Origin of the sequence: Mycobacterium sp., assembly GCF_052143115.1 — a bacterium.
GTDB lineage: Bacteria > Actinomycetota > Actinomycetes > Mycobacteriales > Mycobacteriaceae > Mycobacterium.
In genome coordinates this window covers 1-13257 of the sequence record NZ_JBKQTQ010000316.1, presented here as the reverse complement: position 1 = coordinate 13257, position 13257 = coordinate 1, and the positions used below count along the sequence as shown (strand labels likewise).

The 13257-nt window shown below is 63.9% G+C and carries 17 protein-coding genes and 2 pseudogenes; 9 read left to right on the top strand and 10 right to left on the bottom strand.

Annotated elements, in window-relative coordinates; genetic code table 11:
- A partial coding sequence (locus ACLQI9_RS31180; protein ID WP_442392725.1) for a carboxymuconolactone decarboxylase family protein occupies window positions 1–338 on the bottom strand: 338 nt, incomplete at its 3' end.
- A 553-nt stretch (window positions 339–891) separates the two neighbouring features.
- Between ACLQI9_RS31180 and ACLQI9_RS31175 the strand changes: the two genes are divergently transcribed.
- Window positions 892–1653, top strand: a complete 762-nt coding sequence (locus tag ACLQI9_RS31175) for a hypothetical protein (RefSeq protein ID WP_442377750.1) — start codon at window positions 892–894, stop codon at window positions 1651–1653.
- A gap of 391 nt (window positions 1654–2044) precedes the next feature.
- On the opposite strand, the gene bfr is transcribed toward ACLQI9_RS31175, so the two are convergent.
- Window positions 2045–2542 (bottom strand): bacterioferritin, encoded by a 498-nt coding sequence (gene bfr / locus ACLQI9_RS31170; protein WP_442377752.1) that lies wholly within the window; start codon window positions 2540–2542, stop codon window positions 2045–2047.
- Window positions 2543–2811: 269 nt separating this feature from the next.
- Here bfr and ACLQI9_RS31165 point away from each other — a divergent pair, with 269 nt between their 5' ends.
- Entirely contained in the window at window positions 2812–2997 is a 186-nt protein-coding gene (locus ACLQI9_RS31165; protein WP_442377754.1) for a (2Fe-2S)-binding protein, read from the top strand.
- Window positions 2998–3012: 15 nt separating this feature from the next.
- On the opposite strand, the gene ACLQI9_RS31160 is transcribed toward ACLQI9_RS31165, so the two are convergent.
- From ACLQI9_RS31160 to ACLQI9_RS31150, 3 genes are read right to left on the bottom strand one after another with little or no spacing between them, the layout of a single operon-like run.
- Complete coding sequence (locus ACLQI9_RS31160; RefSeq protein WP_442392723.1) at window positions 3013–3771, bottom strand: enoyl-CoA hydratase/isomerase family protein; 759 nt, start codon at window positions 3769–3771, stop codon at window positions 3013–3015.
- A gap of 10 nt (window positions 3772–3781) precedes the next feature.
- On the bottom strand, window positions 3782–4480 hold the full coding sequence (locus ACLQI9_RS31155) for an EthD domain-containing protein (RefSeq protein ID WP_442377757.1): 699 nt from the start codon (window positions 4478–4480) through the stop codon (window positions 3782–3784).
- 60 nt (window positions 4481–4540) lie between these two features.
- The gene (locus ACLQI9_RS31150) at window positions 4541–5476 is read right to left on the bottom strand and encodes a LysR substrate-binding domain-containing protein (RefSeq protein ID WP_442377759.1); all 936 of its coding nucleotides are present in this window, start codon (window positions 5474–5476) and stop codon (window positions 4541–4543) included.
- 131 nt (window positions 5477–5607) lie between these two features.
- Here ACLQI9_RS31150 and ACLQI9_RS31145 point away from each other — a divergent pair, with 131 nt between their 5' ends.
- The 4 genes from ACLQI9_RS31145 to ACLQI9_RS31130 are packed head-to-tail and all read left to right on the top strand — an operon-like array spanning window position 5608 to window position 8536.
- Window positions 5608–6195 carry a peroxiredoxin gene (locus tag ACLQI9_RS31145; protein WP_442377761.1) on the top strand — a complete coding sequence of 196 codons (588 nt, stop codon included), beginning with the start codon at window positions 5608–5610 and terminating at the stop codon, window positions 6193–6195.
- On the top strand, window positions 6195–6731 hold the full coding sequence (locus ACLQI9_RS31140; protein ID WP_442377763.1) for an alkyl hydroperoxide reductase: 537 nt from the start codon (window positions 6195–6197) through the stop codon (window positions 6729–6731). The genes ACLQI9_RS31145 and ACLQI9_RS31140 overlap by 1 nt, the downstream gene beginning before the upstream one ends.
- Before the next feature lie 24 nt (window positions 6732–6755).
- Window positions 6756–7235, top strand: a complete 480-nt coding sequence (locus ACLQI9_RS31135) for a nucleoside deaminase (RefSeq protein WP_442377765.1) — start codon at window positions 6756–6758, stop codon at window positions 7233–7235.
- The gene (locus tag ACLQI9_RS31130) at window positions 7232–8536 is read left to right on the top strand and encodes an alpha-amylase family protein (protein WP_442377767.1); all 1305 of its coding nucleotides are present in this window, start codon (window positions 7232–7234) and stop codon (window positions 8534–8536) included. Before ACLQI9_RS31135 ends, ACLQI9_RS31130 begins: the two co-directional genes overlap by 4 nt.
- On the opposite strand, the gene ACLQI9_RS31125 is transcribed toward ACLQI9_RS31130, so the two are convergent.
- The gene (locus ACLQI9_RS31125; protein ID WP_442377769.1) at window positions 8533–8964 is read right to left on the bottom strand and encodes a DUF1810 domain-containing protein; all 432 of its coding nucleotides are present in this window, start codon (window positions 8962–8964) and stop codon (window positions 8533–8535) included. The genes ACLQI9_RS31130 and ACLQI9_RS31125 overlap by 4 nt on opposite strands.
- A gap of 44 nt (window positions 8965–9008) precedes the next feature.
- On the opposite strand from ACLQI9_RS31125, the gene ACLQI9_RS31120 reads away from it, so the two are divergent.
- Window positions 9009–10253 carry an alpha-hydroxy acid oxidase gene (locus tag ACLQI9_RS31120; RefSeq protein WP_442377771.1) on the top strand — a complete coding sequence of 415 codons (1245 nt, stop codon included), beginning with the start codon at window positions 9009–9011 and terminating at the stop codon, window positions 10251–10253.
- A 10-nt stretch (window positions 10254–10263) separates the two neighbouring features.
- Here the strand turns inward: ACLQI9_RS31120 and ACLQI9_RS31115 are convergent, their stop codons facing one another.
- A complete protein-coding gene (locus ACLQI9_RS31115; protein WP_442377773.1) occupies window positions 10264–10698 on the bottom strand; it encodes a YkgJ family cysteine cluster protein in 435 nt (144 codons plus the stop codon).
- A gap of 102 nt (window positions 10699–10800) precedes the next feature.
- On the opposite strand from ACLQI9_RS31115, the pseudogene ACLQI9_RS31110 reads away from it, so the two are divergent.
- Window positions 10801–11007: pseudogene (locus ACLQI9_RS31110) on the top strand (hypothetical protein); the annotation flags it as partial.
- Between the two features lie 279 nt (window positions 11008–11286).
- Here ACLQI9_RS31110 and ACLQI9_RS31105 read toward each other — a convergent pair.
- From ACLQI9_RS31105 to ACLQI9_RS31095, 3 genes are all read right to left on the bottom strand, one after another.
- A complete protein-coding gene (locus ACLQI9_RS31105; RefSeq protein ID WP_442377775.1) occupies window positions 11287–11913 on the bottom strand; it encodes an SDR family oxidoreductase in 627 nt (208 codons plus the stop codon).
- On the bottom strand, window positions 11868–12041 hold the full coding sequence (locus ACLQI9_RS31100; protein ID WP_442392721.1) for an SDR family NAD(P)-dependent oxidoreductase: 174 nt from the start codon (window positions 12039–12041) through the stop codon (window positions 11868–11870). Before ACLQI9_RS31100 ends, ACLQI9_RS31105 begins: the two co-directional genes overlap by 46 nt.
- A gap of 141 nt (window positions 12042–12182) precedes the next feature.
- Window positions 12183–12695: a nitroreductase/quinone reductase family protein gene (locus ACLQI9_RS31095; protein ID WP_442377779.1), complete on the bottom strand. Its 513-nt coding sequence runs from the start codon at window positions 12693–12695 to the stop codon at window positions 12183–12185.
- A 72-nt stretch (window positions 12696–12767) separates the two neighbouring features.
- Here ACLQI9_RS31095 and ACLQI9_RS31090 point away from each other — a divergent pair.
- Window positions 12768–13139 (top strand): annotated as a pseudogene (locus tag ACLQI9_RS31090) (hypothetical protein); the annotation flags it as partial.
- Window positions 13140–13257: the final 118 nt, after the last annotated feature.

Genomic DNA, 13257 nt, shown 5'->3' with positions numbered 1-13257 from the left:
TCGCGCAGCACGGTGTGCTCGGTGCCGAATCGGTGGGCGAACTCGGCGGCCAACCGCTCCTGGTCGGTGTATCCGGGCCAGGTGCGCCACTCGCGCGCATGTTCGTACAGCTCTTCATCGACACCGGCGGCGGGTCCGTCGGCGTCACGGGTGTTGACGCACACTTCGCATTCGTTGTCATGGGCGACGACCGTCCGTGCGAGTTCGCGGGTACGCATCGGCAACCGGTTGCGGTTGTAGACCGAGTTGGCGAACGCGCCGATCGCACCGCCCAAGTCCGGAGACTTCAGGATCCACCCGGCGAGGTCGTCGTCAGCGAACGTTCCGATGCGGCTCATGGCGAGATGGTACGCCTCCGGCTGTCGTATCCCGAAACCCCGAAACGTTTCGAGGCGCTCGTCGAGCTGCCGCGTTAGCGATCATTCCCGAAACGTTTATCGACGAACGGCGCCCTTCTCCGAAACCTTAAATTTAGATATGTGTCGAATGCTATTCAATTATTAGACATGTATGGAAAACCCGCCCTCACGGGTTGGACGGAGCCCTGCACATCGCATCTTTAATTGTGGCTCCGGAGGTTTCTTCGAGACCGAAACATACTGCGTGGCAACCTGGCCCCCACGATGCTCTGGCGACGAGCCGTGTTGGCAACCTTCATTGTTGATAGGCGACCCCACCCAAGCTTTTCCTGGATGCAGCCTAAACGTTGACTAATAGAAACTCAGGTGCGTTTAGAATTTGTATACATTCCCAACGTCCTCTGAGATATGCTCGGGCGGTCGGCGACCCGTCGGGGGTTGGGCATTCAAAACTCATGTGCGAGACGCCGGCGATGGGGTTCCAACCCTATGCACATCCAGATCGACACATACCCGGATTGGAGACTCGCACATGGGTCGCAACGCTCGTACCCGAACGCCGCACGGCCGCCGGATAGCGTTAAGTTGTGGCACGGCCGCCGGCGCCGCCCTTATTGCCGCGTCGATCAGCATGGGCAACGCACCCGCGGCCCGCGCCGATGTCATCGATGCGGACCCGGTCAGCGACTTGATCGGGGCCTCCGACCCGCAAGCGTTGAGCGCCGCGGGTGTCCCCGAAGCGGATGCGCTCAGCTACTTGATCGAGGCATTCGACCCGGACTCGTTTAGCTCCGCGGGCGCACCGACTGATGCGCTTGGCCTTCTGGGCTACGACCTTGACGCGTACCTGTTGGGGCCCACCGGCCTTGATGCCGTGCTCGAGCCTTACGTCGTGGATTTGGTGGGTACGGTCACGGTGGGATCCGGGCCCCCGGCTGAACCGCCTGCGGTCAGCGACTTGATCGCGGCACTGGACCCGAACGCGTTTACCGGGGGTACCCCGGGCGTCGCACCGACTGACGCGCTTGGCTTTCTGGCCTACAGCCTTGACACGTACCTGTTGTCGCCCACCGGCCTTGATGCCCTGATCTACCCGGACGTTGAAGAGTTGATCAAATCGCTTCCCTCCGGCGCCGCAAGTGTGCTCGATGCGGATCCGGTCAGCGACTTGTTCGGGGCACTCGACCCCAGCGCGTTTAGCGCCGGCGTTGCTGACCTGACGGCGCCCACCGCCGTTGGCCTGCTCGACCCGGTGATTGACGGCTTGCTGGGTTCGGGCTTGTCCCTCTTCTGATGTCGGCGTTGTAGTGCCTGATCGAGGTGTTCTCCGAAGCGCTCGGTAATACGCTCGGGCGATGAGGTGACTATCTGGCTGGCGAGGCCGACAGGTCCCGCCAGCCAGATGGCCGCTAGCGCTAGGAAGCGATCGCGTCCATCCGTTCCGCCACTCGTCTCACAGCGAAGCGCTACGCCCGGAGCCGCTCGGAATTGGCCTAGGAACCCTCTCCGTGGCTTCCCTGTCAGCGGCCGACAGCCGCCGTTGATCGCCACCCCAGTCAGGTTGGACGACGATCCGGTGCGCAATGCGGTCGATCAGGGTGCTGCCGGATTCGGCATCCGGCGTCGCGGCCTTCCGCGCTGTCGGGCTCGTCATACCTGCCTTCCCCCGTCAGCGTGAGTGGGGCTCAGTGCCCGGCTTGTCCCGTGGTCGGCGGTCGCGAGACACACTGAGCCGAGTAGAGCTCTTCACCAAGCTTGTCCATCAGCTCCAGCTGCGTCTCGAGGTAGTCGACGTGGTTTTCCTCGTCGGCCACAATCCCTTCGAGCAGGTTGGCGCTGGTGGTGTCCTGCTTCTCTCGGCACATGATGATGCCCGGCTTGAGCCGGTTCAACACGTCGTATTCGATCGCCAGATCGGCCTCGAACTGCTCGCGCAACGTCTGACCGATGCGCAGGGAAAAGAGGCGTTGGTAGTTGGGCAGCCCGTCCAGCAACAAGATGCGATCGGTGATCGCCTCCGCGTGCCGCATCTCGTCGAACGACTCGGCGCGGGTGTGGCCCGCCACCTCGGTGAAACCCCAGTTCTCCTGCATCTTGGAGTGCAGAAAGTACTGGTTGATCGCGGTGAGTTCGCTGGTCAACTGTTCGTTGAGAAGGCGCAAAACATCAGGATCACCTTGCATGATCGCTCCTTGTAAGGCTGGCACGGTTTCGGACTCGAGGCGATTGACGGTGGGTTGGGCTGGAACGCCACTGCATGCCCACGTCAAATCTAGTCCAGGGCGGGCAGGACGGTGTGCTGATTCGGGCCGCGTCGGCGCGTGTCCTTCGGCAAAAATCCTGGTCAGAGGCAAGGCTAAGTTAGGTTAGCCTCTGCGAACTTAGTTAGGTTAGACTCCACTAACATGCGGGCTGTTCGGTCGTCGGTGTTGCAGACCCTGGGGGCTCGCTGATGTACGTATGCCTGTGTGTCGGCGCGACAAGTCAGACCGTGTCTGATGCCGTCGCCGGCGGGGCGTCGACTTCCAAAGAGGTTGCGGCGGCGTGCGGGGCCGGCACCGACTGTGGCCGTTGCCGGCGCACGCTGCGGGCAATCATCGCGGCGGCCGCGCGGTTGGAAACCAGCGGGTCGCGGTAGCCGCCGTCGTAGCGATCAGTTGCCCCGCCGGCCGGTGAAATCGGCAAGGGCCTGCGCGTTTGCCTGACCGCCCATCAGCTCGGCGAAATGGGCATTCTCCCGAGCGGTCGCCGCGGCGATTTCGGGACGAGTCGGTTCGACGATGGTCTGCTTGACGGCTATCAAGCTCGAAATCGGCCGAGAGGCAAGGATTTCGGCATGTCGGCGAGCGTCCGCCAGCAGCTCGGAGGGCTCACACACCCTCCAGACCAGACCCATCCGGAGCGCCTCTTCGGCGGTCACCCACTCCGAAGACATCAACAGCCAGGCGGCGTTCTGCCGGCCCATCAACTGCGGCAACAGATATGACGACGCCGCTTCCGGCGCAACACCCAGGCTGGTGAACGGGCATTTCAGCCGAGCCGTCGACGACATGAACGCCAGATCCGCATAGCCGAGGATGGTGGTGCCAATCCCGACGCCGACGCCGTTCACCGCGCAGATCAGCGGCTTGGGAAACCGGCTCAGCGCGTCGATCATCGTGATGAAGTGCGATCCCTGGTCGGCCAACTGCGGATCGGTGATACGCGCTTGCATCTCTTTGAGGTCGTTGCCCGCGCTGAAGGCTCGTCCGGCGCCGGTCAACAGCACCACGGCGACTTCGGGGTCGTCGGCGGCGACCGTCAGTGCCTCGGCGGTCACTTCGTAGAGCGCCTCGTTGAAGGCGTTGAGCGCCTCGGGCCGATTCAGGGTGAGCGTGCGCACCCGGCTGGCGTCCTCGCTCTGCAGTATCACGGGTGTCTCCTCACGTCTGGAACGGTGTTTTCAGCACGTAACGGCTAGTCGGCACGGTGTCGATGTTCTCGTTGGCGCCGAAAGCCGATGTGCTGGCGACCATCCGGCTCAGCCGCTGTTGCAGGTCGCCATCATCTCCGGCGCCGAAAAAGGCCTTCAGATCGGTGATCGCCTCCGCCGGGAACAGTTCTTCGACGATGCCTGCCAGTTCTGGTGCGTCCGGCGTGAGCGAGCGCACCACGGCGTTCTGGGTGTAGCCGAAGGTGGACTGCGTCTCGATCGCCACCGTCGTGTGACCGAGTTGCCAGCGGCTCAACCAGCTCGCCTGGTCCAGCTCAGCAGGCCGGCGCAACAATGCAATGTTGGCTAAACCCGTCGTGCGGCTTCCTAGTTCGAGCGGAGCCTGCAACGGAACCGATTCGGTGACCAGATAAGCCGCAACCGAGTCGCACTCCATCTCGAGCAGGCGCAGCGCCGCCGCGATCTGATCGCCGTAACACTGCTGGGTCCACACGCTCACTACCGCAGCGACCGGCGGGTCGAGCGTCGTCAGCGTCATCAGCGAATGACGCACCGCCGCGTCACGGACATTGACGGCCAAACCGGAGACGCCCAGCCCAAGAATGGCATCGGCGACCGGTCCCCGTTGCCGTTGGCACCAGTCCTCGTCGCGGTCGGCCGCCATCAGCACCGCAACTACCTTTTCCATAGCGTCTCCAGCGTGAAGTCCAGCATGAGGCGAAACTAGAACACGTTCATGTTGCCGCAACTACCGGGCCGGGCGGACCTGCTGATCGCTGCCGACCAGCTCGCCGATCAACTGCGCAAGCTGCCGGTAGGACGCTCCCCGGCCGCTCGATGACCGAAATACCAACCCGATCCGCCGGCCAGGACGAGGCGCGGCGAAGTACGCCAGATCGAGACGGCTGCGCGCGGTCTCAACGGGCACCGCGCTCTGCGGGATCAACGTCACGCCCAGCCCGCCGGTCACACATTGCACCGCCGTCGCCAGCGACGCCGCCCGGGTATTGGCCAACTCGGCGCGTACGCCCGCCATCCGGCAGACGTCGAGCGCCTGATCGCGTAGGCAGTGTCCCTCGTCGAGCAACAGCAACGGCAACTCCGCCAGCGCGGTCGGCGACACTCGTCGCTCGCCCGCCAGCGGGTGTCCCGGCGGCAGCGCAAGCACGAAATCTTCGTCATAAACCGGGATTTCGGTGATGCCGCTGGCCTCGGCGGGCAAGGCGATCAGTGCTGCGTCCAGGGATCCCTCGCGCAGCCCGGTGAGCAGCCGCTCGGTCTGGTCTTCGATCACTCGCAAGGTCAGCGCGGGCAGCCGTTCGGCCAGCCCCGCCAGCAGGGTCGGCAGCACATATGGTGCCACCGTCGGGATCAGTCCCAGCCGGATGCTGCCCTGCAGCGGATCCGAGGCCCCGGCGGCCGCGGCGGTGAACGCGGTCATCGCCTCGATCACCGCTTGCGCCTGCGGCAGCAGCTGCCTGCCTTCTTCGGTCAGGAAAACTCGGCGAGTCGACCGCTCAACCAGGTTGACTCCGAGACCAGTCTCCAGCGCCGACAGTGCCTGCGACAACGTCGACTGGCTTACGGCGAGAGTTGTTGCGGCGCTGCCGAAATGCTGCTTTTCCGCTACCGCGGCGAACGCGCGGAGTCCGGCGATCGTCGGCTGATAACTCTTATCGGTCATGCCTATCAGTGTAGTGGGACATATCACCTTTAATTCTAGGTCGGGTTCGGGCAGCATAGAGGCAGACAAACTTGACTAGATCCAGTTTAGGAAAAGGAGTGACCTAGATCCAGTTTAGGAAAAGGAGTGACATGGCACTGTTGACAATTGGTGACCAGTTCCCCGCCTACCGGCTGACCGCGTTGATCGGTGGCGACCTGTCCAAGGTCGACGCCCAGCAGCCGGGCGACTACTTCACCACGGTTTCCAGCGATGACCACCAGGGCAAGTGGAGGGTGGTGTTCTTCTGGCCGAAGGACTTCACCTTCGTGTGCCCGACCGAGATCGCCGCGTTCGGCAAGCTCAACGACGAGTTCGAGGACCGCGACACGCAGGTTCTCGGCGTCTCGGTGGACAGCGAGTTCGTGCACTTCCAGTGGCGTGCTCAGCACGAGGACCTCAATAAGCTACCGTTCCCGATGCTTTCGGACATCAAGCGGGAACTGGTCGAATCCACCGGGGCGCTCAACGAGGAGGGTGTCGCCGATCGGGTCACGTTCATCGTCGATCCCAACAACGAGATCCAATTCGTCTCGGTGACCGCCGGCTCAGTGGGCCGCAACGTCGAAGAGGTGCTGCGGGTGCTCGATGCCCTGCAGTCCGACGAGCTGTGCGCCTGCAACTGGCGCAAGGGTGACCCCACGATCGACGCCGGCGAAGAGTTGAGGAAGTCAGCCTGATGAGTGTCGAGAATCTGAAGGACGCACTGCCCGAATACGCCAAGGACCTCAAGCTCAACCTCGGCTCGATCAGCCGCAGCACCGTGCTGAACGAGGAACGGCTGTGGGGTACCTTATTGGCCAGTGCCGCGGCGACTCGGAATGCCCAGGTACTGACCGAGGTTGGTGCCGAGGCGGCTGATTACCTGTCGTCCGAGGCCTATCAGGCGGCGCTGGGTGCCGCATCGATCATGGGCATGAACAACGTGTTCTACCGTGGCCGCGGCTTCCTTGACGGCAAGTACGACGACCTGCGCCCCGGGTTGCGGATGAACATCATCGGCAATCCGGGCGTGGACAAGGCGAACTTCGAGCTGTGGTCGTTTGCGGTGTCGTCGATCAACGGGTGTTCGCACTGCGTGACCGCCCACGAGCACGCCCTGCGCGAGGCGGGCGTCGACCGAGAAGCTATCCTGGAGGCATTGAAGGTAGCGGCCATCGTTTCCGGCGTCGCACATGCGATCACCACTGCCCAAACACTGGCCGCTGCGGGCTAGACACCGCCCGTAGACTTCGGGTCTGTGGTGTTGAGCCAAGTCGATCTGCAACGTTTGCATCGCTGTGTCGAACTTGCCCGCACCGCACTCGAGAACGGGCACGGACCGTTCGGCGCGATCCTGGTCGGGGCCAACGGCCAGACCCTCTTCGAGGACCACAATCGCGTCACGGACGACGACCAGACGTCGCATGCCGAACTGGGGATCGTCCGATGGGCAGTGGCGAATTTGGCTCCGGTGCATCGCATTCGAGCCACCGTGTACACGTCGTGTGAGCAGTGTCCGATGTGCGCGGCCGCGCACGCCTGGGCCGGTCTCGGGCGCATCGTCTACGCCACATCGAACGCCCAGCTGACTCAATGGCTGACCGAGTGGGGGGTGCCCACACCGCCGGTGGCCATGCTGCCGATCAACACGATCGCCCCCAGAGCGCTGGCCGATGGCCCGGCGCCCGAACTCGAAGCGGAGATGAAATCCCTCTACGAAGCCAGGTATCGGCGGTGACGGTGCCGCCCTGGGTCCGGCATGTGATCTGGTGGCAGGTCTACCCCCTGGGGTTCGTCGGTGCCTTCCCGGCCGCTGCACCTCCGGATCCGGGTGAACACCGGCTGCGACGGATCGCCGATTGGTTCGACCACGCCATCCAGCTCGGTGCGTCGGGGATCGCGCTGGGGCCGATCTTCGCCTCGCGCACACACGGTTACGACACCACCGATCATTACCGTATCGATCCCCGGCTCGGCGACGAGGACGATTTCGACTACCTCGTCGCGCAGGCGCATCGCCGGGGCTTGCGGGTGCTGCTCGACGGCGTGTTCAACCACGTCGGTGTCGACTTCCCGCGCTACCGCGCAGCGGAGCACGACGATGCGGCGGCGCGCTGGTTTCGCGGGCGCCCCGGCCGCTTTCACACCTTCGAAGGACACGATGGCTTGCCAACGCTGAACCACGACAACCCCGAAGTCGCCGACTACACGGCCGACGTCATGGCGCACTGGTTGCGACGAGGAGCTGACGGCTGGCGCCTGGACGCTGCTTACGCGGTCCCACAACAATTTTGGGCGGCGGTCTTGCCGAGAGTTCGGGAACGCCAACCGGATGCGTGGTTCGTCGGAGAACTGATCCATGGCGACTACGCAGCGGTGGTTCGCGAAGCCGGTTTCGACTCGGTCACCCAATACGAACTCTGGAAGGCGATCTGGAGCAGCCTGAACGACGAAAACTTCTACGAGCTGGACTGGGCGTTGCAGCGCCACAACGATTTCGTGCAAAGCTTTCCCCCGCTGACCTTCATCGGAAATCACGACGTCACCCGCATCGCCAGCCAACTCGAGCGTCCCGAACACCTCGCGCATGCCCTGGTGATCCTGATGACCGTGGGTGGCATTCCGAGCATCTACGCCGGCGACGAGTTCGGCTATCGCGGAATCAAGGAGGAGCGATTCGGCGGCGATGACGCGGTGCGTCCCGAATTCGGCGCTCCCCCGCAACTGGATAAGCGCGGGATCCAAGTATGGTCGCTTCATCAGTACCTGATTGGGCTGCGCCGGCGGCATTCCTGGCTGCATGCCGCGTCGACGACCGCGTTGCGACTGGATAACCGCCATTTCGTATACCGGTCTCGAAACGGCGACCAGGCGCTGATCGTGGCGCTCAACATCGACGACGTCGCACTGCACGTCGTGTTGGGTGAGTTGGGCGTGGGAAAGGCACACGTCATCGCCGGGAGTGGCGCGCCGCCGCAGGAAGTCGTCGACGCCGTGTCGATCGAGCCGCATGGCTGGCGGATCCTGCGGCCGAGCTAAGTCAGCCGCGACACCGTCAGCGGATCTTCTTCGCCGTCGTAATACCGCTCGAGCAACTGGACGAAATCCCGGTTGTCCTGGGTCGCGCGGGCAAACAACGTCATCGACGAACGAACTTTCAGGTCGTCGGGAGATCCGAAGATCTCCCCGATCGAGCGGCCTTGCACGGCGTTGACCAACTGTGCGCATTCATGCAACCGCGCTCCGAGGACCTGGTGCCGAAGATACGCGCGGGCCTCGTCGAGCGAGGAGATCGCGTACCTGGCCGCCGTCGGACTGCTGCCCAGCCCGTCGACCTGCGGGAAGATGAACCAGATCCAATGGCTGCGCTTGCGGCCGGCGCGCAACTCATCGAGGACGGTGTGGTAGACCCGAGCCTGCGCATCGACAAAACGCCGCAGATCAAAGGGATCGCTTGCGGATTGCATATGTCCTACCGTGGCACAGTCCCGACGTGTTGAGGAGGATATCGATGGCGGCCAAACGGCGGATGCCGAAGGTCAATGACCTTGCACCGCTGATCCGATTCCGCAAGCCCCGGTTCGACCGTGTCCAACGCCGGCTCGATGACGCGCAGACCATTCATGATCTGCGGCGCATCGCCAAGCGGCGGACACCGAAGGCGGCCTTCGATTACACCGACGGCGCGGCCGAGGAAGAGATCTCGCTGGGGCGTGCGCGACAAGCCTTTCGCGACATCGAGTTTCACCCCACGATCCTGCGTGACGTCAGCAATGTCCAGACCGGATGGGAGGTTCTTGGCCAACCGGTGGCGCTGCCGTTCGCGATCGCGCCGACGGGCTTTACCCGGTTGATGCAGACCGAGGGTGAGATCGCCGGTGCCCGGGTGGCCGCGGCGGCTGGTATCCCGTTCTCGCTGTCCACTCTGGGCACCGCGTCCATCGAAGAAGTGGCGGCTGCTGCTCCGCAGGGCCGCAGGTGGTTTCAGTTGTACATGTGGCGTGATCGGGACCGGTCGATGGCATTGGTGCGACGGGCCGCCGACGCCGGGTTCGACACCCTGCTGGCCACCGTCGACGTCCCGGTTGCCGGTGCGCGGCTGCGCGACGTCCGCAACGGGATGTCGATTCCGCCGGCGCTGACGCTGCGTACGGTGCTCAACGCCGTGCCGCGCCCGCGCTGGTGGTTCGACCTGTTGACCACCGAGCCGCTGGCCTTCGCGTCGCTTGATCGGTGGTCGGGCACCGTCGGCGAATACCTCGACACGATGTTCGACCCCAGCCTCACGTTCGACGATCTGGCCTGGATCAAAGCTCAATGGCCGGGCAAGCTCGTCGTCAAAGGCGTCCAGACCCTCGACGACGCGCGGGCCGTCGTTGATCGCGGCGTCGACGGCCTCGTGTTGTCCAATCACGGTGGCCGTCAACTTGATCGGGCTCCGGTGCCATTTCAGCTGCTGCCCACCGTGGCGCGTGAACTCGGCAAGGACACCGAGATCCTGCTGGACACCGGCATCATGTCGGGCGCCGACATCGTCGCCGCGATCGCGCTAGGAGCGCGCTGCACGCTGATCGGCCGGGCCTATCTGTATGGGCTGATGGCCGGCGGCGAGGCGGGGGTTCATCGCGCCGTCGAGATCCTGTCCGACCAATTGACTCGCACCATGCGGCTGCTCGGGGTCACCTGCCTCGAGGAACTCTCGCCCAAGCACGTCACGCAGTTGCGACGGCTGGTGCCGATCCCGCCGTCCTGTTGACCATCGACCGTTACTGCTCGTCGAGGTTGAGCAGGGAAATCACGCCCTTCAAGTGGTCGCAGAGGAAGTTTCTGCACATCGCGGGACGAATGTCGTAGACCGTGCACGCACCTGTCGTTTTGTCGTAGAACCGGCACGGAATCCACTCCACGTCCGGCAGGACGCGCATTGCCGGGTAGTTAGCAGGTTCTTGCCACGACGGGCGATCGGGGAAGAGGGTCCGTCCCTCCTCGAAGTCGATGAACACTTCTTCGCGTGAGACCACGCGGCCGAGTCGGCGGCCAAGGTCAACTAGGAAGGTATCCGCGTCGCGGACGGGCCCCGGGATGAAGTCGCGATCATCAAGCGTGCAGCATCCGCCGGCGTTTCCGCGGAAGCCCATGCAATTTTGGCTGCAGGTGTATCCGATGACCTGCAGCCGCAGCGCCTCTCGGGCGATCGCCATAGGTTCGACACTAGCGCCGCCGAGTCCGATGCGACGGCATGGCGATCGGCGGAGCTGCTCGCTCGGCGCTACTTGTCAGTGAACCGTGGCATACTCGAATATATGTTCGAATCAAAGTCGGATCCGCTGTCGCCGCCGGAGGTGATCGCGCGGTTCGATGAGATGTTTGAGCGGCACTACCCGTCAAAGACGCCGGAGTCGTCGGCCCTGGTGGATCGGGTTCGCGGGTGGGTGAGGGTGGAGAACCGGGCTGCCGCCGCGTCGTTAGTGGCGATGGGTGAGTTGTTTGGCTATCGGCTCTCGCGCTGCTGATGAGCCACGCGGCGGCCGGCAGCCAAGCCGGGGAACGGCGGTTGAGGAAAGTGATGGTCGATGACGGCGGGTTCACGCGGTTCCGGAGGGCGACACAGACACCGTTCAACCTCGTCTTCGAGGCTCGGCCCTGACGGCGACGGCCGGAGTGGCGAGAAGGGAGCGGCGCGGCGGGTGACCGGCGAGCTGCCTGAGTTCTAAAACGTCCTTCACGTATCCGGTGCCAACACCAAACAATGACGGTCTGCACCCGGCCTGGCGGATGCGGAGGGCCCGCTATCCGAACATCCACTGGCCGCCGTTGACGTGGATGACCGCCCCGGTGATGGCAGCTGAGCGCGTCGAGCACAGGAAGGCGCACGCCCACGCAAGCTCCTCGGGCGTTGGCTGGCGCCGGATGGGGATGGCCGGGAGGAACTCCTTCGTCCGCTCCGCGGTCACCTCAGGGTGGGTCTCCTTATCGCGGATGGTTTCAATGAAGCCGGGCGAGACGTCGTTGACGGTGATGCCGTACTGGCCCAGTCCGGAGGCCAGGGACTTGGTCAGGGTGCGCAGGCCGCCCTTGCCGACCGAGTGGGGGACCCGGGTCCAGCCGCCCAGCCAGCCGTCCTCCCCGTTGATATGCACCACCCGGCCCCAGCCGCGGTCGCGCATGCCGGGCACCAAGGCTTTGGCAAGGTACCAGGAGGCCGTGAGCTGCTGGTTCAGGTGGTAGTGCCAGTCCTCGTCGGTGATCGTGAAGAAGTCCTTGTAAAGCCGGCGGGCTGCGTTGCTGACGTAAATGTCCACGCCGCCGAACGTCTCCTCGGCCTGGGTCCGCATCCGCTCCACGGTTGACTTGTCGGCGGCATCGCCCATCACCACCAGCGAGCGGGCGCCGAGACCTTCGGCCTCCTTGGCCACCGCGTGCGAGCGTTGACGATGACGTTGGCGCCGCGGCTGGCCAGCTCCAGGACTATCGCCCGCCCGATATTCCGCCCCGAGCCCGTCACCAATGCGGTCTTGCCTGCAATTCCGAAGTCGTCACTCACGTTTGACTCCTCGCGTCCCGATCTACCTGGCTTAGCTTCCGCGCATTCGGAAAGAACCTCAAACTGTCCTTCAGCAAGTCGGTGCCACCACCTGGTCAGGACTGCCCGCTACTGCCGGATCTCATCCGAAGCTCGAAGGCGTTATCGCCTGGTCAATTCGAACACTCGTAGTTCCCGGTCCGTTCGGCCTCGGTAGGCATCATAGTTAGCTCCGTAGTCGGCGAACTTCCGGAAGATGCGATCGTGCTCGGTGCCCGTCAACTGGGTTGCGACCACCGCGATCTCCTTTCCCCCCATCGTTACCCAGGCGTTCGGGTCGGCCAGCAGGTTCCACGACCACGCGGGGTGATTGGCCTGTCCGTAGTTGCTTCCGACCAGGAAGAGGCGATCGTCTTCTCGCATGTAAGTCAGTGGTATCTCCCGTCGCTCACCCGACTTTCTGCCGGTGGTGGTCAGCAGCAGCAGCGGCACTCCGACCGGGCCGAAAATCGTGAAACGACCGTTGCTTCGGCGCAGAAGTTGGCGGTCCACCGGGGCGAGTTTGCGGATACACCAGGCACCGAACTTCGTGCTAATAAGGGCGATTATCGGTCTCTTGAACGCCGAGGGTGGTTCATGACCCCACCGCACATCTGGGAAAGCATCCTCGTTCATAGCGCAATACTATTCACTCCTACCAGGTGCACACCCAGGAGCGTCAATCGCTTAAAACGTACTTTGGCCACTCGGTGCCATCACCTGGTGAAGACGTTCTGGCGGTGGCGTGACACCCAATTGCCTGACGGCACAGTAATTCTCACCGCCCCCACCGGACACACCTACGTGACCACGCCGGGCAGCGCGCTGCTGTTTCCCAGCCTGTGCGTACCAACAAGCGAATTACGCCCGCGCAAAACGACACATGCCGACTCGGGCTGCGCTGACCGCACCGCGATGATGCCCAGACGCCGCCGCACCCGCGCCCAAAACCGCGCGGCACGCATCGCGATTGAACGCCGCCAAACCCACGAAGCACGCACGACCCGAGCAGCGCAGCGCATCGGCTACACCGATCTTGCTGCCCCACCCGGCACCGACCACGACCCACCACCGTTCTGATATGGGGAGCATTCTGTCAAGTGGGCAGGGTGAAGCGGCGGCCGCAACCGTCGCTGTGGCCGCCGCTTCGTGACCAGATGAGTCTGTTGGGATGTCGAGCGTGTCGTATCGACGCGTG

Coding starts and splice junctions, on each gene's coding strand:
- ACLQI9_RS31175 (WP_442377750.1), top strand. CDS start 892: ATGGGTCGCAACGCTCGTACCCGAACGCCGCACGGCCGCCGGATAGCG.
- bfr (WP_442377752.1), bottom strand. CDS start 2,542: ATGCAAGGTGATCCTGATGTTTTGCGCCTTCTCAACGAACAGTTGACC.
- ACLQI9_RS31165 (WP_442377754.1), top strand. CDS start 2,812: ATGTACGTATGCCTGTGTGTCGGCGCGACAAGTCAGACCGTGTCTGAT.
- ACLQI9_RS31155 (WP_442377757.1), bottom strand. CDS start 4,480: ATGGAAAAGGTAGTTGCGGTGCTGATGGCGGCCGACCGCGACGAGGAC.
- ACLQI9_RS31150 (WP_442377759.1), bottom strand. CDS start 5,476: ATGACCGATAAGAGTTATCAGCCGACGATCGCCGGACTCCGCGCGTTC.
- ACLQI9_RS31145 (WP_442377761.1), top strand. CDS start 5,608: ATGGCACTGTTGACAATTGGTGACCAGTTCCCCGCCTACCGGCTGACC.
- ACLQI9_RS31140 (WP_442377763.1), top strand. CDS start 6,195: ATGAGTGTCGAGAATCTGAAGGACGCACTGCCCGAATACGCCAAGGAC.
- ACLQI9_RS31125 (WP_442377769.1), bottom strand. CDS start 8,964: ATGCAATCCGCAAGCGATCCCTTTGATCTGCGGCGTTTTGTCGATGCG.
- ACLQI9_RS31120 (WP_442377771.1), top strand. CDS start 9,009: ATGGCGGCCAAACGGCGGATGCCGAAGGTCAATGACCTTGCACCGCTG.
- ACLQI9_RS31115 (WP_442377773.1), bottom strand. CDS start 10,698: ATGGCGATCGCCCGAGAGGCGCTGCGGCTGCAGGTCATCGGATACACC.
- ACLQI9_RS31095 (WP_442377779.1), bottom strand. CDS start 12,695: ATGAACGAGGATGCTTTCCCAGATGTGCGGTGGGGTCATGAACCACCC.